This window comes from Bradyrhizobium sp., from assembly GCF_016219575.1.
Lineage (GTDB): Bacteria > Pseudomonadota > Alphaproteobacteria > Rhizobiales > Xanthobacteraceae > Bradyrhizobium.
Map to the genome: position 1 here is coordinate 292,542 of NZ_JACRMG010000023.1, position 17,060 is coordinate 309,601.

At 66.6% G+C, this 17,060-nt stretch carries 17 protein-coding genes and 1 riboswitch; of the genes, 9 read left to right on the plus strand and 8 right to left on the minus strand.

The features are described 5' to 3' along the window. Window positions 1-97: 97 nt before the first annotated feature. Window positions 98-352, plus strand: coding sequence for a lipoprotein (locus tag HZB49_RS19815; RefSeq protein ID WP_291614439.1), 255 nt, complete (start codon window positions 98-100; stop codon window positions 350-352). Between the two features lie 24 nt (window positions 353-376). Next, window positions 377-1,642 carry a diaminopimelate decarboxylase gene (gene lysA / locus HZB49_RS19820; RefSeq protein ID WP_291614441.1) on the plus strand — a complete coding sequence of 422 codons (1,266 nt, stop codon included), beginning with the start codon at window positions 377-379 and terminating at the stop codon, window positions 1,640-1,642. 160 nt (window positions 1,643-1,802) lie between these two features. Here the strand turns inward: lysA and HZB49_RS19825 are convergent, their stop codons facing one another. Together HZB49_RS19825 and HZB49_RS19830 are read right to left on the minus strand one after the other, a co-directional pair. Then, on the minus strand, window positions 1,803-2,708 hold the full coding sequence (locus HZB49_RS19825) for an NAD(P)-dependent oxidoreductase (protein WP_291614443.1): 906 nt from the start codon (window positions 2,706-2,708) through the stop codon (window positions 1,803-1,805). Between the two features lie 127 nt (window positions 2,709-2,835). Continuing rightward, entirely contained in the window at window positions 2,836-3,216 is a 381-nt protein-coding gene (locus tag HZB49_RS19830; protein WP_291614445.1) for a carboxymuconolactone decarboxylase family protein, read from the minus strand. A gap of 174 nt (window positions 3,217-3,390) precedes the next feature. Here HZB49_RS19830 and HZB49_RS19835 point away from each other — a divergent pair, with 174 nt between their 5' ends. Then, window positions 3,391-5,946, plus strand: coding sequence for a TIGR02302 family protein (locus HZB49_RS19835; protein ID WP_291614447.1), 2,556 nt, complete (start codon window positions 3,391-3,393; stop codon window positions 5,944-5,946). A 208-nt stretch (window positions 5,947-6,154) separates the two neighbouring features. Here the strand turns inward: HZB49_RS19835 and HZB49_RS19840 are convergent, their stop codons facing one another. Both HZB49_RS19840 and HZB49_RS19845 read right to left on the minus strand, forming a co-directional pair. Next, window positions 6,155-6,529 (minus strand): response regulator, encoded by a 375-nt coding sequence (locus HZB49_RS19840; protein ID WP_291614449.1) that lies wholly within the window; start codon window positions 6,527-6,529, stop codon window positions 6,155-6,157. A gap of 33 nt (window positions 6,530-6,562) precedes the next feature. Beyond that, on the minus strand, window positions 6,563-7,414 hold the full coding sequence (locus HZB49_RS19845) for an MJ0042-type zinc finger domain-containing protein (RefSeq protein ID WP_291614451.1): 852 nt from the start codon (window positions 7,412-7,414) through the stop codon (window positions 6,563-6,565). Between the two features lie 148 nt (window positions 7,415-7,562). Between HZB49_RS19845 and ftsE the strand changes: the two genes are divergently transcribed. The 4 genes from ftsE (at window position 7,563) to HZB49_RS19865 (ending at window position 10,746) form a co-directional block, all read left to right on the plus strand. Then, a complete protein-coding gene (gene ftsE / locus HZB49_RS19850) occupies window positions 7,563-8,222 on the plus strand; it encodes a cell division ATP-binding protein FtsE (RefSeq protein ID WP_291614453.1) in 660 nt (219 codons plus the stop codon). Next, window positions 8,215-9,183, plus strand: coding sequence for an ABC transporter permease (locus HZB49_RS19855; protein WP_291614455.1), 969 nt, complete (start codon window positions 8,215-8,217; stop codon window positions 9,181-9,183). The genes ftsE and HZB49_RS19855 overlap by 8 nt, the downstream gene beginning before the upstream one ends. A 70-nt stretch (window positions 9,184-9,253) precedes the next feature. Continuing rightward, the gene (locus tag HZB49_RS19860) at window positions 9,254-9,958 is read left to right on the plus strand and encodes a YdcF family protein (RefSeq protein WP_291614457.1); all 705 of its coding nucleotides are present in this window, start codon (window positions 9,254-9,256) and stop codon (window positions 9,956-9,958) included. 14 nt (window positions 9,959-9,972) lie between these two features. Beyond that, a complete protein-coding gene (locus HZB49_RS19865) occupies window positions 9,973-10,746 on the plus strand; it encodes a lysophospholipid acyltransferase family protein (protein WP_291614459.1) in 774 nt (257 codons plus the stop codon). A 4-nt stretch (window positions 10,747-10,750) separates the two neighbouring features. Here HZB49_RS19865 and HZB49_RS19870 read toward each other — a convergent pair whose 3' ends face one another. Next, a complete protein-coding gene (locus HZB49_RS19870; protein ID WP_291614461.1) occupies window positions 10,751-11,344 on the minus strand; it encodes a gamma-glutamylcyclotransferase in 594 nt (197 codons plus the stop codon). A 98-nt stretch (window positions 11,345-11,442) separates the two neighbouring features. On the opposite strand from HZB49_RS19870, the gene HZB49_RS19875 reads away from it, so the two are divergent. Next, window positions 11,443-12,627, plus strand: coding sequence for a DUF2125 domain-containing protein (locus HZB49_RS19875; RefSeq protein WP_291614463.1), 1,185 nt, complete (start codon window positions 11,443-11,445; stop codon window positions 12,625-12,627). Here the strand turns inward: HZB49_RS19875 and HZB49_RS19880 are convergent. Genes HZB49_RS19880 through HZB49_RS19890 form a run of 3 tightly spaced genes read right to left on the minus strand, consistent with a single transcriptional unit; the run spans window position 12,624 to window position 15,529 of the window. Continuing rightward, window positions 12,624-13,559, minus strand: coding sequence for a prephenate/arogenate dehydrogenase family protein (locus HZB49_RS19880; RefSeq protein WP_291614465.1), 936 nt, complete (start codon window positions 13,557-13,559; stop codon window positions 12,624-12,626). The two genes, HZB49_RS19875 and HZB49_RS19880, sit on opposite strands and share 4 nt — an antisense overlap. Further along, complete coding sequence (hisC, locus tag HZB49_RS19885; protein WP_291614467.1) at window positions 13,556-14,653, minus strand: histidinol-phosphate transaminase; 1,098 nt, start codon at window positions 14,651-14,653, stop codon at window positions 13,556-13,558. Before hisC ends, HZB49_RS19880 begins: the two co-directional genes overlap by 4 nt. Window positions 14,654-14,680: 27 nt before the next feature. Then, window positions 14,681-15,529, minus strand: a complete 849-nt coding sequence (locus HZB49_RS19890; protein ID WP_291614469.1) for a chorismate mutase — start codon at window positions 15,527-15,529, stop codon at window positions 14,681-14,683. A gap of 172 nt (window positions 15,530-15,701) precedes the next feature. Then, window positions 15,702-15,781: riboswitch (SAM riboswitch) on the plus strand. A gap of 78 nt (window positions 15,782-15,859) precedes the next feature. Here HZB49_RS19890 and HZB49_RS19895 point away from each other — a divergent pair. Further along, window positions 15,860-17,059, plus strand: coding sequence for a homoserine O-acetyltransferase (locus HZB49_RS19895; protein ID WP_291614471.1), 1,200 nt, complete (start codon window positions 15,860-15,862; stop codon window positions 17,057-17,059). Window position 17,060: the final 1 nt, after the last annotated feature.

The following is a 17,060-nucleotide window of genomic DNA, read 5'->3' on the forward strand; positions in this document are numbered from 1 at the left end:
GCCTGCGTCCCAAATTTCGCTGGGATTTCATGATTATCCGGGTCTCGCCAGAACGAGGCAATCTTTGTATGGTGCGGCCCGCATTGGGGATTTCGAAGTGAAGAGCAAGCGGCGCCTGACCCCGTCGGGGTGGGCCATCATTGTCCTGAGCGCCACTGCGCTCGCGCTCGGCGGCTGCGGCCGCAAGGGCGGCCTCGACCTGCCGCCGAACGCCATGAATGCCGCGTCCACGGCCGAGCCTGACGATGCCGACCGTGTTGCTCCTCCCGGCGTCGCCAGTACCGAGTCCGGACCGGTCGCGCCGAAAGGCCGCAAACGTCCGTTCGTTCTCGACCCGCTTCTCGGCAATTAAGCTCGTTCCAATTAAGCCAGTTCCATGAATCATTTCGATTATCGCAACGGCGTGCTGCACGCCGAGGCGGTCAGCCTTTCCGATATCGCCGATGCCGTCGGCACGCCGTTCTATTGCTACTCCAGCGCGACGCTGGAGCGGCACTATCGCGTGTTCACCGAAGCCTTTGCGAGCGAGAAGGTTTTGGTGTGCTACGCCATGAAGGCGAACTCCAACCAGTCGGTGCTGCGCACGCTGGCAAAACTCGGCGCCGGCGCCGACGTCGTCTCCGGCGGCGAATTGAAGCGCGCGCTGGCCGCCGGCATTCCCGCCAGCAAGATATTGTTTTCCGGCGTCGGCAAGACGGAGGCCGAACTGCGCGCGGCGCTCGCCGCCGACATCCTCTGCATCAACGTCGAATCCGAGCCCGAGCTCGAACTGCTCTCGCGCCTTGCGGTCGAGACCGGCAAGACCGCGCGCATCTCCGTGCGCGTCAATCCCGACGTCGACGCCGGCACGCACGCCAAGATCTCCACCGGCAAGTCCGAGAACAAGTTCGGCATTCCCATCGCGCACGCCCGCGAGGTTTACGCGCGCGCGGCAAAGCTGCCGGGCCTTGTGGTCACCGGCATCGACATGCATATCGGCAGCCAGATCACCGATCTGAGCCGGCTGGAGACCGCCTACCGCATCCTGTCGGACTTCGTGCACGTGCTGCGCGCCGACGGCCACACCATCTCGCATATCGATTTCGGCGGCGGGCTGGGCATCCCGTACCACATGGATCGCGAGGCCCCGCCGACACCGGACCTCTATGGCGCCATGGTCAAGCGCGTCACCCACAATCTCGGCTGCACGCTGATGTTCGAACCGGGCCGGCTGATCGTCGGCAATGCCGGCATCCTGGTGGCGCGCGTGATCTTCATGAAGCGCGGCGACGGCAAGAATTTCGTCATCATCGATGCCGCGATGAACGATTTGATTCGCCCGACGCTTTATGAAGCACACCACGACATTCTGCCGGTGCGCCAGCCGGCCGCCGGTGCTTCTGTCATCACCGCCGACGTGGTCGGCCCGGTCTGCGAAACCGGCGACTATCTCGCCCTCGATCGCAAGCTGCCGGAGCTTGCGGCCGGCGACCTCATCGCCATCATGAGCTCGGGCGCCTATGGCGCCGTGCAGTCCGGCACCTACAACACGCGGCCCCTGGTGCCGGAAGTGCTGGTCAAGGATGACCAGTACGCCGTGGTCCGCCCCCGCATCGACGTCGACGCGCTGATCGCGATGGATCGAACGGCGCCGTGGTTGTGAAGGCGGAGCTGCCGCCACACAACAACTGTCGTTCCGGCGCAGGCCGGAACCCATAACCCCAGGGCTCCGAAGTTTGTGCGCTGGAGCCCCAGCCTTCGCAAAAGCGCTTCCTGTGGTTATGGGTCCCGGGTCGCGCTTCGCTTGCCCGGGACGACGGGAGCTACTTCGCCGCGTGGCTTTCCTTGCCGCCGACGATCACGCCCGCGGCCTTCTCGATCGGCTTGATCGCGGCCGTGAAATCCGACTCCGCGCCCTCTTCGCGGATGATGGTTTCCCAGAGACGCCCGACTGCCTCGGCGACCTCCATCGACAGCCCGAGCGAGCGCATCTCCTCGACCGCCAGCCGCACGTCCTTCACCATCAGTCCCGTGGCGAAGCCGAAATCGAAACTGCGCGGCAACACGGAGCGCGGAAACTTGTCGCGGCTCGCGGTGTTCATGCCGGAGCCGGCATTGATGACGTCGATCATCACGGCCGGATCGAGGCCGGACTTCACGCCCATTACCACCGCCTCTGATGTAGCCACCATCGCGGTCGCCGACAGGAAATTGTTGGCGAGCTTCATGGTTTGTCCGGAGCCGGGCTTCTCGCCGATGTAGAACACCTTGCCGATCACGCCGAGGGCGGCCTTCACCGCCTCGAAATCGGCGCGCGGGCCCGACACCATCACCGCCAGCGTGCCCTTCTCGGCGCCGCCGACGCCGCCGCTCACGGGGCTGTCGATCTGCGCGATGTTCCTGGCGGCCAGCAGGCCGTGGATTTTCATCGCCATCTGCGAGCCGACGGTGGAGAGATCGACGAAGCGTTTCACCTTCCTGCCCTCGATCACGCCGCCCTGGCCGGTGGCAACCTCCAGCGAAGCCTGCAGCGACGGCAGGCTCGCCATCACGGTCTCGACCTCGTCGGCAATGTCCTTTGGCGAAGCGCCCGCCTTGGCACCGAGAGCTGTGAGCCTGTCCACCGCCGCCTTCTGCGTGTCGAACACGGTGAGCCTGTGGCCGGCCTCGATCAGCCGCCGCGCCATCGGGAAGCCCATCTTTCCGAGGCCGATGAATCCGATATCCATTTGGAAGTTCCTCCCGTTCGTCATTGCGAGGAGCGCAAGCGACGAAGCAATCCAGTCTCTTGTTGTGGCGAAGGAAGCTGGATTGCTTCGCTTCGCTCGCAATGACGGTGTGGCGAAAGCGGAACGCCTACCCCTTGTCGATCTCCGCGAACACCTCGCGCGCGATGCGGAAGCTGTCGACGGCCGCCGGCATGCCGGCATAGATCGCGACCTGCATCAGGATCTCGCGGATCTCCTCGCGCGACACGCCGTTGGTCAGCGCGCCCTTCAGATGCACGCGCAGCTCGTGCGGGCGGTTGAGGATCGAGATCATGGCGATGTTGAGCATGCTGCGGGTCTTGCGCGGCAGTTCCTCGCGGCCCCACACCGAGCCCCAGCAATATTCGTTGAGCAGGTCCTGGAACGGCGCGTTGAAACTGTCGACGTTCTTCATCGCATTGGCGACATAGGCTTCGCCCAGCACGGCCTTGCGGATGCCCAGTCCCTTGTCCCACATCTTCTGATCCATGACGTTTCCTCTGTTTGGCCATTTTGGCGTTGCTTCGGCCGGGAAATTACGGGGTCTGTCCGCGCCAGTCACGCCTTCGTGTTATGCGCGATTAGGGGTGGGATAGGGCGGGGAACGCGTGCCTCAGGGCCGCCGTTATGTTAGTGTGTGCTTCGGTCAACTCCGGAGATGTTGTTGAACGGCGCCAACCCCGATCCCTCAAAGCCCGCGCGCGAGCCGGACGATGTGGCGCGGCTGAAATTGACGCAGGCCCTCGAACGGGCCACTTGGGCGATCGCGTGGGAGCGCGCCTGGCCGCATCTGGCGCGGCTTTTGACGCTTGCCGGACTTTTCCTCACCGTTTCCTGGGCCGGCCTCTGGCTGGCGCTGCCCTTCCCCGCGCGCGCCGCCGGGCTCGCGCTGTTTGCCGCGGCGGCGGTTTTCGTGCTGTGGCCGCTGATTCGCTTCCGCTGGCCCACCCGCACCGAGGCACTCGGCCGGCTCGACCGCAGCACCGGCATCCGTCATCGGCCGGCCACCGCGCTGAGCGACACCGTCGCCACCACGGACCCGGTCGCGCTGGCGCTGTGGCAGGAGAGCCGCGCCCGCACGCTGGCCTCGCTGACGCGAATCCGCGCCGGCCTGCCGTCGCCGCGCCTTGCGATCCACGATCCCTGGGCCGTGCGCGGCCTCGTCGTCGTCATGATGGTCGCGGCCTTCATCGCCGCCGGCGACGAACGCAATCTGCGCGTGGCTTCGGCCTTCGACTGGAACGGCGTGCTGGCGCCGGCCAGCATACGGGTCGATGCCTGGGTGACGCCGCCGGTCTATACCGGCAGGCCGCCGATCATCCTGTCTTCCGCCAACAAGGAGAGCGCGGCGCTGACCAGCGGCCCGTTGCCGGTGCCCGCGGGCAGCACGGTGATCGTGCGCTCCAGCGGCGGCACGCTCGACGTCGTCGCTGGCGGCGGCGTGACCGAGGCGGCGGCAACCGAGCAGGCGCCCAAGGGCACCAATGAGCGGCACTTCACCGTGACGGGCGACGGCACGGTTCACGTCCGTGCGCCGTCCGGGCAACCGCAATGGAAATTCACCGCGACGCCCGATCGCCCGCCGACCATTGCGCTCGCCAAGGACCCCGAGCGGCAGCCGCGCGGCTCGCTGCAGATGTCCTACAAGATCGAGGACGACTACGGCGTCACAGAAGCCCGCGCGCAGTTTGTCGCGCGCAACACCGAGGCCGGCAAGGTAGCGGCGGCCCCGCGCCCGCTGTTCGAGCCGCCGCAGTTCGGACTGGTGCTGCCCAATGCGCGCACCCGCAACGGCGTCGGCCAGACCCTGAAGGATCTGAGCGAAGACCCCTACGCCGGCGCCGACGTCACGCTGACGCTGACCGCAAAGGACGAGGCCGGCAATGCCGGCAAGAGCGAGCCCTTCAACATGCGCCTGCCGGAGCGGCTGTTCTCCAAGCCGCTGGCGCGCGCGCTGATCGAGCAACGCCGCATCCTCGCGCTCGACGCCAACCAGAATGACAAGGTCTATGCCGCGCTCGACGCGCTGATGATCGCGCCGGAATTGTTCACGCCGCAGGCCGGCCATTATCTCGGCCTCTACAGCGTGGCGCGGGAGCTGGAGGCCGCCCGCACCGACGATGCCATGCGCGCCGTCGTGGCGAGCCTGTGGGCGCTCGCCGTCACCATCGAGGACGGCGACATTTCCGACGTCGAGAAGGCGCTGCGCGCGGCCGAGGAAGCGCTCAGGCAGGCGCTGGAGCGCGGCGCCAGCGACGAGGAGATCAAGAAGCTCACCGAGAATCTGCGCGCGGCGCTCGACAAGTACCTGCGCCAGCTCGCCGAGCAGCTCAAGAACAACCCGCAGCAGCTGTCGCGCCCGCTCGACCCCAACACCAAGATGCTGACCCAGCGCGATCTCGACAGCCTGTTGCAGCAGATCGAGCGCGAGGCGCGCCGCGGCAACCGCGAGGCGGCGATGGAGGCGCTCAAGCGTCTCGGCGATCTCATGCGCGAGCTGCAGATGGCGCGGCCCGGCCAGGGCGACGACGACATGCAGCAGGCGCTCAACGAGCTCGGCGACATGATTCGCAAGCAGCAGCAATTGCGCGACAAGACCTTCAAGCAGGGCCAGGACTCGCGGCGCGACCGCATGCGCGGCAAGCAGGGCGACCAGAACATGGGCGACCTGCAGCAGGACCAGCAGGCGCTGCGCGACCGCCTCAAGAAGCTGCAGGATGAGCTGGCCAAGCGCGGCATGAGCCCCAACCAGCGCGGCGACAAGGGACAGCGCGGCGATCCCGGCCAGCAGGGTCAGCCGGGCGACCAGGGCGACGGCGACGACGGTCTCGATCAGGCCGATTCCGCGATGGGCGACGCCACCGGCCGGCTCGGCGACGGCAATGCCGAAGGCGCGGTAGACTCGCAAGGTCGCGCACTGGACGCCTTGCGCAAGGGCGCGCAGAGCCTGGCCGAGTCCATGCAGCCGGGCGACGGCGACGGCCAGTCGGACGGCCCCGGCAGCCGCGCAGGCCGCCAGCAGAGCGGCGGCAACCAGACCGACCCGCTCGGCCGTCCCCTGCACGGCCGCGAATTCGGCGACGACTACACGGTCAAGATTCCCGGCGAGATCGACGTCGAGCGCGTCCGCCGCATCCTCGAGGAACTCCGCCGCCGCCTCGCCGATCCCAACCGCCCGCAGATCGAGCTCGACTACATCGAGCGGCTGCTGAAGGATTAGTGAGGCAGTTATCGTCCCTGCTTTGCGAGCGCAGGGACATGTTTCCCCGTCATTGCGAGGAGCGAAGCGACGACCCGTCTACGCTTGCTGCGCAAGCTACGCCGGGCTGGGAGTCCGCCGAAGCTCGGAGAGCGAAGGCGGAAGCAACCCAGCTTGTCCTTGCGCCTCTATGGATTGCTTCGCTCGCAATGACGTTGAGAGAGTTGGCCTAAGCCTTCCTCGCCGCCAGCGCGTCCGCCACCGCCGTGCGGATATCCGCCACCGAGAAGGGCTTGGTGATCACGTCATGCACGATCGCATTCAGTCCCGAGGCGCGCTCGCGCTGGTCGGCAAAGCCGGTCATCAGCAGGATCTTCAGTTCCGGAAAGTCGCGCGCCGCCGCAAGTGCCAGCGCAATGCCGTCCATCACGGGCATCTGGATGTCGGTGAGCAGCAGATCGAACGCGCCGCGCTCGCGCGTCAGGATCTCCAGCGCCTCGGCGCCGTCCTCGGCGGTGACGGTGTCATGGCCGTCCATCGCGATGGCGCGCGACACCAGCCGGCGCATGGAATCCTCGTCGTCGGCGATCAGCACGCGCGGCATCGGCTCAGAACCCCCTCGCGCGTGCCGACGGGCTCAGGCGCGGCCGGCGGCGAGATCGCGCTTGTTGAAGAAGCGGATGTCGATATTACGCCCTTCCGGCGGCGGCGAGGCAAGGCGGGACTTGAACCAGGCGCGGTCGCCCGGCTTGAGCACGGTCTGCTCCAGCACCGCGTTCCAGGCGTAGATTTCCGCGCCTTGGGCGTCGCGAACCGAGAAGCGCAGCCGCGGCAGTTCGACCGGCTTTTTGGTCTCGCCGACAATCATGCCCTCGATCACGAGCACGGGCTTGGCGTCGACCGTCTCGTAAGTGATCTTGATGTCCTTGAACGCCAGCCCCCGCAGGTTTACCTCCAGCCCGACCAGCCGGTAGAAGGCGGCCGTCTGCGGCAGCAGCCGCACCACGTCGCTGCGCCAGACGATCATGGCCACGACCAGCGCGGCCATGGCACCGCAAGTGGCAATGAGGCCCGCGCCGCGCAGCATCGGGATCGGCGGGAAGGGCGGCAGGGCGAACAGCTGGCGCAGGCGCGACCGCTTCGGCTGGTCTTCCTCGTCGTCATGGAGATCGTGACGGGCGGCGGTGGTCCAGTCGGCCTCAGCCTCGTGCTGGGCGGCCTGCGAAGGCCAGTCGGGGGCAACGGAGGGGCTGTCGACCACCGGGGGCGGGCCGTCCTCCTGCGCCATGGCCTCCCATTCGGCCGCCACGTCGCGCTGGGCGGCTGCGGGGGCGGCAGCCATGGCCGGGGCCACGGTCTCCAGGGCATCCTCGGCCCGCGCCAGCCACGTCAACTTGCAGCGGGAACAACGCACGGTGCGCCCCGCAGGGCCAAGGGCCGCGGGATTGACGGAAAAAGACGTTGTACAATTGGGGCAAACGATATGCATGGAGCCCATCTCCAATGGTAGCGGCGGGATGCTACAAGCCGACCGTTAACGAATCGGAAACCATAAACGCCGCACAACCCTTTTGGGCGGTTCGTGGCCGGGGCGGGGGCAAAACCCTGGGCTTGGTGCCCATCGAACGGAGCTGAGGTTGGTCCGGTTCGAAAATGTCGGATTGCGCTACGGACTCGGGCCGGAGATTCTGCGCGACCTGTCGTTCCTGATCCCGGCGCATTCCTTCCAGTTCCTGACCGGCCCTTCCGGCGCCGGCAAGACGTCGCTGCTGCGCCTGTTGTTCCTGTCGCTGCGGCCGACCCGGGGGCTGGTCAACCTGTTCGGCCAGGACATCTCGCTGCTCGGCAAGGAAGAGATCGCCGACTTGCGCAAGCGCATCGGCATCGTGCTGCAGGACTTCCGCCTGCTCGACCACATGACGACCTACGAAAACGTGGCGCTGCCGTTCCGCGTCATGGGCCGCGAGGAATCGAGCTATCGCCGCGAGGTGATCGATCTCCTGAAATGGGTCGGGCTCGGCGAACGCATGGACGCCTTGCCGCCGATCCTTTCCGGCGGCGAGAAGCAGCGCGCCGCGATCGCGCGCGCGGTGATCTCGCGGCCGCAATTGCTCTTGGCCGACGAGCCGACCGGCAGCGTCGATCCGACGCTCGGGCGGCGCCTGCTGCGGCTCTTCATCGAGCTGAACAAGTCCGGCACCGCCGTCATCATCGCCACCCACGATATCACCCTGATGGAGCAGTACGACGCTCGGCGTCTGGTGCTGCATCAGGGAAGGCTGCACATCTATGAGTAGGATCGACGAACAGCGGCCGCTGGTCGACCTCGGTAACGAGCGGCCCCTTCTGCCGGCGAAGGCGCGCATCATGTCGCCGATCGTGCCGCGCGCCTCGATCTCCGGCCGCGCGCTGGTCGCGGTCGTCGCCATCATGACCTTCCTCGCCTCCATCACGACGGGCGCGGTGCTCCTGATCAGTGCCTCCGCGGCCGAATGGCAGTCCGACGTCGCCAGCGAAATCACCATCCAGGTTCGTCCGCTCGCGGGCCGCGACGTCGAGCGCGACACCGCGGCCGTGGTGGAAGCGATGCGCGCCGAGCCCGGGATCGTCGAGGTGCGGCCGTTCAGCAAGGACGAGTCGGCCAAACTGCTCGAGCCATGGCTCGGCACCGGCCTGTCGCTGGACCAGTTGCCGGTGCCGCGCGTCATCATCGCGCGAGTGCAGCCGGGCACCTCGCTCGATCTGGTCGGCCTGCGCGCCCGCGTGATGAAGGTTGCGCCTTCTGCGAGCGTCGACGATCACCGCGCCTGGATCGAGCGCATGCGCTCGATGACCGGCGCCACCGTCTTCGCCGGCATCGGCATCCTCGTGCTCGTCATCATCGCGACCATCATCTCGGTGTCGTTTGCCACCCGCGGCGCCATGGCGGCGAACCGGCCGATCGTCGAGGTGCTGCACTTCGTCGGCGCCGGCGATGCCTTCATCGCCAACCGCTTCCTCCGCCATTTCCTGCGGCTGGGACTGGAGGGCGGCGTGCTCGGCGGGGGTGCCGCCATGCTCGCCTTTGGCTTCTCGGAATCGATCGCAAGCTGGTTTTCCGGCACGCCGGTCGGCGACCAGTTCGCCGCGCTGCTCGGCACCTTCTCGCTGCGGCCGTCCGGCTATCTGGTGCTGGCGCTGCAGGCCGTCGCCATCGCCGCGATCACCGCCTGGGCCTCACGGCGCACGCTTCTGGCCACGCTCGACGACATCGATTGATGGCCAGATGCGGACTCCACTTCGCCCCAAAAGGCTCTAAAATTGCGCTGGGAGGGATGTTCAGCTTCGTATGAGCCAGATTGACGAGCAAGAGCGGAATGCTGCGGCCCGGCGGCCGCGCGGATGGCTGCGCGCGACCATCGTCGGCGCGCTGGCGCTTGCTTTCGTCGGCGCGGGTTTCGGCTTCATCGCCTTCCTGTCGCAGCTGCGCGGCAGCGAGGAGCGGCCCGTCCGTAATGCCGACGGCATCGTGGTGCTGACCGGCGGCTCGTCGCGGGTGTCGGATGCCATGGAGCTGCTCGCAGCCGGCTACGGCAAGCGGCTGCTGATTTCCGGCGTCCACCCGACCAACCACGTTCAGGACATTTCCCGCACGCTGCCCGACAACCACAAGCTGCTCAATTGCTGCGTCGATCTCGACCGCTCGGCGATCAACACCCGCAGCAATGCCGCCGAGACGAGGCGCTGGGCGCACGAGCGCGGCTTCAGGTCGCTGATCGTGGTGACATCGAACTATCACATGCCGCGGGCGATCGTGGAATTGTCCCACGCCATGCCCGATGTGACGCTGATTCCCTTTGCCGTGGTCGGCGAGAAATGGCGCGACGAGCCGTGGTGGACGAGTGGCGCAACGCTGCGGCTCCTGCTAACGGAATACGCCAAATACGTTGCCGCGGAAGTGCGGGTGCGGCTGGCCACGGCCGGCCTCGCGCCCGAATTTACCGACCAGCCGGCCGGCTCGCCGCACCGGCCCTCGACGGCGCAAGCCAACTGAATTCCGGATACAAGATGGCCTCGATCTTCCTGCGCTCGCTCGTCTTCAACGTGCTGTTCTATGCCGTGTTCGTCATCCTGGCGATCGTGGCGCTGCCGACCTTCCTGATGCCGTTCCGTGCGATGCTGGCCGTGGGCGGCTGGTGGGCGAGTGCCAGCCTGTTCCTGATGCGCGTGGTCTGCAACATCAAGGTGGAATTCCGCGGCGCCGAGAAGATACCGAAGGGGCCGCTCGTGATCGTCTCGAAACACCAGTCGTTCTGGGAGACGTTCGGGATGCTGCATTGCTTCCATCACCCGATCTTCATCCTCAAGCGTCAGCTGATGCTGATTCCCGTCTTCGGCCAGTTCCTGACCAAGATCGGCATGATCGCGATCGATCGCTCGGCCGGCGTCAAGGCGCTGCTCGACATGACGCGGCGGGCGCGCAACGCGGTGCGCAGCGGCTGCCAGCTCGTGATCTACCCGGAAGGTACGCGCCGCGCACCGGGAGCGCCGGCGGATTACAAGACCGGTTTTGCCCAGATCTATTCCGCCTGCGGCGTGCAGTGCCTGCCGGTCGCGCTCAATTCCGGACTGTTCTGGCCGCGGCGCACCTTCATGCGCTATCCCGGCACGCTGGTGGTGGAGTTCCTCGACCCGCTGCCGCCCGGCCTGCCGAAGGATGAATTCATCGTCCGCGTCCGCGCCGCGATCGAGGAGGCGACCGGCCGCCTCGTCGAAGCCGGCCGCAGGGAGCAGGAGCAGATGATCGGCGCTGCGCCGAGCTATGTGGGGCCGAACGGCTGACGGCTCAGCCGGCTGCGGAGGGTGCGGGAACGTGCAGGGGATCGTGCAACATCGCCGCAAGCCTGTGCAGTTGCTCGTCGCGGAATCCTTCGGCCTCGATCGCCTTGACGGTGGCGAGCACGTAGTCGCGGTTGTTGCCGGAGCGGCCGTGGCCCTGGCGGACGATGCGAAGCTGCTCGTTGAGAGGCAGCCGGCCGGCATATTGCACATGGCCGCGGTCGGCCACATAGGTCAGCGCGCTGACGCGCTGGCGCGCCTCATTGCCGAGCCAGACCGAGCGCATCACCTCGCGATAGACGTGGGTGGTCTGCTCGCGGGCACGCAGATATTCGATGGTGGTGTGGCGCAGCTCCGGCGCGACGCGGAAAGCGATGCCACGGCAGGCGCCGCCGCGGTCGAGCCCGAGCACCAGGCCGGGCTTTTCCGGGGTGCCGCGATGATCGAAGGAATAGACGCAGAGCGCGCGGTGCTCGCCGATCAGACGGGCCGGAACCTTTTCGATATAGTCGAAGCCCGGCCGCCACATCAGCGAGCCATAGCCGAACACCCAGAGGTCGCCGTTGCCGAATTCGTGATCTGAAACGTTGATTGCCGCCATCGCGGGCACGGCTAGCAGAACTGAAAGGCGAATTCCACGCCTTTAAGCGCGAGAAAGCCCGCTTACATTTGACAAAATCGTCCGCCAAAGGCCCGCCCATGCAAGTCGATATCTCCGCGCCGCGACGGCGCCCGCTCTGGCGGCTGTTCATCGCTCCCGTATTGCTCCTGATCGCCGCCGCGGCATGGAGCGGTTTCTGGTTCTATGCCGCCTCCCAGGTCGGCGTGCGTGCCGACGCCTGGCGCGCGCAGGAAGCGAAATCCGGCCGCAACTATGACTGCTCGAAGCGCAGCGTGGCGGGCTTTCCGTTCCGCCTCGAAATCGCTTGCGAGGGCGCCAGCGTCGCGCTGGTCTCGCAGACGGCGTCGAACGTCCCGTTCACCGCGAAGCTCGGCGAGATCCTCGTGGTCGCGCAGATCTACGATCCGAAGCGGGTGATCGCGGAATTCAAATCGCCCGCAAGCGTTGCGATCCCCGAACAGGCGCCGCTGCGGGTCGACTGGAGCAAGGGCCGCGCCAGCGTGGTGGGATTGCCCGCCGTGCCGCAGCGCGGATCGATCGTATTCGACGATGCCGCGATCGACCGCGTCAACGCCAATTCGATCCAGGTGCCGGTCGCGCGGGCGAAGCATCTCGAGCTGCACGGCCGCCTCGCCGACGGTTCGCCGGCCGATCATCCCGTGATCGAGACGGTGCTGCAGTTGAATGACGGCAGCGTGCAGGGCGTGCATCCCGTGCTGGCCGAGCCCTTCAACGCCGACGTTCGCGCAAGGTTCACGGGCCTGAAGGATTTTGCGCCAAAACCCTGGCCGGAACGCTTTCGCGAGATTGCGGCAGCCGGCGGCAAGGTCGAGATCGTGCAGTCGCGCATCCAGCAGGGCGACATGATCGCGGTCGCCGCCGGTACGCTGGCGCTCAACGCCAACGGCAACCTCGACGGCGAATTGCAGATGACGGTCACGGGGCTCGAGCGCATCGTGCCGGCGCTCGGCATCGAAAAGCTGCTGGAGGAGGGCGTGCCGCAGGCCACGCTCGACCGCGTTGCGCCGGGCGTGAAGACGCAGGACCTCAACAACCTGTTCGGCGCGCTCGACAAGGCCATTCCGGGGCTGGGCAAGATGGTCAAGAAGAACGCCAATGTCGGCGTCGCCGCCACGCTGAACTCGATCGGCAGCGAGGCCGTGCTGGAAGGCAAGAAGGCGCGCGCCTTCCCGCTGCGCTTCGCCAACGGCGCGGTGCTGTTCGGGCCCGTCAAGGTCGGGCAGGTGCCGCCGCTGTTCTAGGACTTTTTCAGGGCCTCATGCGGCCGGCCGAAATCGGGCGCCGCCGAATCCTGGCCGATCTCGACGATGCCGCGGCGGATGGCGCGGGTGCGGGTGAAGTGGTCGAACAGCGCCTCGCCGTCGCCGCGACGGATCGCGCGGGTAAGCTTGGAGAGATCCTCGGTGAAGGTGCCGAGCATTTCCAGCACGGCTTCCTTGTTGGTGAGGAACACGTCGCGCCACATCGTGGGATCGGAGGCTGCGATGCGGGTGAAATCGCGAAAGCCTCCGGCGGAGAACTTGATGACCTCGGACTCCGTCACCTGCGCCAGCTCGTCGGCAGTGCCGACGATGGTGTAGGCGATCAGATGCGGCAGATGGCTGGTGATGGCGAGCACGAGATCATGATGGTCCGGCGTCATGATCTCGACCTTGGCGCCGAGCCCGGCCCAGAATGCGCGCAGCTTCTCGGTTGCCTCGGCTGCCACGCCCTCGGGCGGGGTGAGGATGCACCAGCGGTTGATGAAGAGCTCGGCGAAACCGGAATCCGGACCCGAATGTTCGGTACCGGCCACGGGATGTGCGGGCACGAAGTGGACCCCGGCGGGAATATGCGGCGCCATCTCGCGCACCACGGCGCCCTTCACGGAACCGACGTCGGAGACGATGGCCCCTGGCTTGAGATGCGGTCCGATCTCGGCCGCGACCGCGCCGCAGGCGCCGACGGGGATGCAGAGGATGACGAGGTCGGCATCCCTGACGGCCTCGACATTGCTCTCGACCACGCGGTCGACGACGCCGAGCTCCCTGACGCGCGCGCGTGTCTTCTCCGAGCGCGCGGTGGTGACGATCTCGTCCGCCAGCCCCTGCAGGCGGGCGGCGCGCGCGATCGAGCCGCCGATCAGTCCGAAGCCGATCAGCGCGACACGCTTGAATGAACCCGGTGCGCTCACTTGCCCGCCATGAAGTCGCGCAGGCCTTCCACGACGAGGCGGTTGGCCTCCTCGGTGCCGATGGTCATGCGCAGCGCATGCGGCAGGCCGTAATTGTTGAGTCCGCGCAGCACGAGGCCGCGCTTCGTGAGGAACACATCCGCCTCCGCCGCGGTCTTGCCCTTGGTCGTCGGGAAATGGATCAGCACGAAATTGGCGACGCTCGGCGTCACCTTGAGACCGAGCTTGCCGATCTCCTCGGTGAGCCAGTTGCGCCACTTCTCGGTGTGCGCCTTCGACATCTGGACATGCGCGGTGTCTTCGATCGCCGCCACCGCCGCCTTCATCGCCGAGGTGGAGACGTTGAAGGGGCCGCGGATGCGGTTGACGGCGTCGACGATGTGCGCAGGCCCGAACATCCAGCCGATCCGCAAGGCAGCAAGCCCGTGGATCTTGGAGAAGGTGTGCGTCATCACCGTGTTCTCGGTGGTCGCCACCAGCTCGATGCCGAGCTCGTAGTCGTTGCGCGAGACATAATCGGAATAGGCGGCATCCAGCACCAGCAGCACATGGCCGGGCAGGCCGGCGCGCAGGCGCTTGACCTGGTCGAACGGCAGATAGGTGCCGGTCGGATTGTTCGGGTTGGCGAGCCACACCAGCTTGGTGCGCGGCGTCACGCGCGCGAGGATCGCATCGACATCGGCGGTGTACTCGGTCTCCGGCGCGACGACATTTTTGGCGCCGTTCGCCATGGTCGCGATCGGATAGACCAGAAAGCCGTGCGCCGTGGAGATCGCCTCGTCGCCCTGGCTGAGATAGGTGTGGGCGAGCAAATTGAGGATTTCGTCCGAGCCGGCGCCGCAGATGATGCGGTCCGGATCGAGTCCGAAGGCGCGGCCGATCGCCTCGCGCAGCACCCGCGAGGTGCCTTCCGGATAGTCCTCTAGATGATCAGCCACCGCCTTGTAGGCTTCGATCGCCTTCGGCGAGGGCCCGAACGGGGTCTCGTTCGCCGACAGCTTGAACACCTTGCGGCCCGGCTCGGGCACCGGGGTCTTACCCGGCGTGTAGGGCGCAATATCGAGAATGCCGGGATTCGGCACAGGGCGGGACATCTTCATCTCCGGATGGTCAGGGCGGCCCTAGGACCTCGCCGCCCCGCTCGGGGGCACCGTATAGCGCGTTGCGTGGCTGCCGACGAGAGCCGAAGAGCGCACCGAGGCGCCTGCTTTCAGCAGGGCCAGCTTGATCTTCTCGAACCCGCCGCCGGCCACCGACACCAGGAGCGCCGCGCCGTCGAAGGCCGTGTCGGGCACGGCGACGATTTCGGCGAGCGGCGCCAGTGCGCGCGCGATATCGGCATTCCAGCCGGAGACGCGGACGCTCCACATCTGCACTTCCGTTACCATCGCATCGTCAGCGACGCGCGAGATCACGAACACCGGCAGCGCCGCCGGGTGGTCGGCGCGCTCGAGGAAGGGCAGCCGCGCGATGATCTTCGGCGCGCCATCGGCTTCGAGCTCGTTCCACCACGGCGTGCGGCTCGACACCGCCGAGACCAGCGCCAAATCGCCCTTGGATTTCGCCACTGCCTCGACCGCCGCGGTGCCGCTGAAATGCGCGACATAGGGCACGACAAAGCCGAAGTGAAACCGCGCCGAATCCCGCATCGCGGATTCGCCGACGGATACGTCGGCGTGCACCGAGAATGGCGCCTGGACATAGGTGAAGGTCGAGATGATGACGCGCCAGATGCTCTCGATGGTGTCGAGCGGCAGGATGCCGCGATGGCGCTCCACCAGCTGCCGCATCATGCTGGCTTCGCGCGCGGGGCGGAATGCCGAACCCACTTCCTGGGTCTGCTTCACCTGGATCAGGCGGTCGATGATGTCGCCGCGCGCCATCAGCAGGCGATGCACCTGCTCGTCGATGGCATCGATCTCCTTGCGCAGCTCGGCCAGCGAGGGCGGAGCGGGGGGCGGCTTTGACATGAACGAACCCAACGAGATGCCGGAAAGAGACCGGCGAACAAGGGCATTGATTAGGTAAGACCGGCGCTGAAAGCAAAGGAAATGACGGAATTTGGGCACGCTCCCAACGCGCACGCGCCGCCGGTTAACCATCGCCTCGCCTTGACGAAACGCCGTCCTGCCGCTAGCCTTAACCTTGTTCCGTGGTCATTTGAGCCGGCCGGCTTGCAGCCACGTTAAATAAATCGCTAAACAGGCCGGGGACAGACATCCCGGCCGAACCTCGTTCAGGCCGGGTTTTTTATTGGCCTGATGTCTGTAGGACCTCCCTGCGCGGAGGCCGGTGCTGAAATGACAGAGTTGAAGTCGATTGTAAGTCCGGCGATCCAGATCGACGATCGTTTGCACGAGGCCGATCATCCCTCCTCAGCGGTCGCGAAGTTCGGCATGGACCAGCCGCTCAAGCTCGATTGCGGCGTCGATCTCGCGCCGTTCCAGATCGCCTACCAGACCTATGGCGAACTCAACGCCGACCGCTCCAACGCGATCCTGATCTGCCATGCGCTGACCGGCGATCAGCATGTCTTCAATACGCATCCCATCACGGGCAAGCCGGGCTGGTGGGACACCATGGTCGGACCGGGCCTGCCGCTCGACACCAGCCAGTACTTCATCATCTGCGCCAACGTGATCGGCGGCTGCATGGGCTCGACCGGGCCTGCCTCGACCAACCCCGCGACCGGCAAGCCCTGGGGGCTGGATTTTCCGATCATCACCATCCCCGACATGGTGCGCGCGCAGACCATGCTGATCGATCGTCTCGGCATCGACACGCTGTTCTCCGTGGTCGGCGGCTCGATGGGCGGCATGCAGGTGCTGCAATGGACGGCGGCCTATCCGGACCGCGTGTTCTCGGCGCTGCCGATCGCATGTGCGACGCGCCATTCGGCGCAGAACATCGCGTTCCACGAGCTCGGGCGGCAGGCCATCATGGCCGATCCGGACTGGCGCGGCGGCCGCTATGTCGACCACGGCTCGCACCCGCATCGCGGGCTCGCGGTGGCGCGCATGGCGGGCCATATCACCTATCTCTCGGATGCCGCGCTGCATCGCAAGTTCGGCCGGCGGATGCAGGATCGCGACCTGCCGACGTTCTCGTTCGACGCGGATTTCCAGGTCGAGAGCTATCTGCGCTACCAGGGCTCGTCTTTTGTCGAGCGCTTCGATGCCAACAGCTATCTCTATTTGACGCGCGCCATGGACTATTTCGACATCGCCGCCGACCACGGCGGCGTGCTGGCAAAGGCGTTCAGAGGCATCAAGACGCGGTTCTGCGTGGTGTCCTTCACCTCCGACTGGCTGTTCCCGACCTCGGAATCGCGGGCGCTGGTGCATGCGCTGAACGCATCCAGCGCGCGGGTGTCGTTCGCGGAGATCGAGACCGATCGCGGTCACGACGCCTTCCTGCTCGACGTGCCCGAATTCTTCGACATAGTCCGCGCCTTCCTGCAATCGGCAGGCAAGGCACACGGGCTGAAGGCGGGTGGCTGAT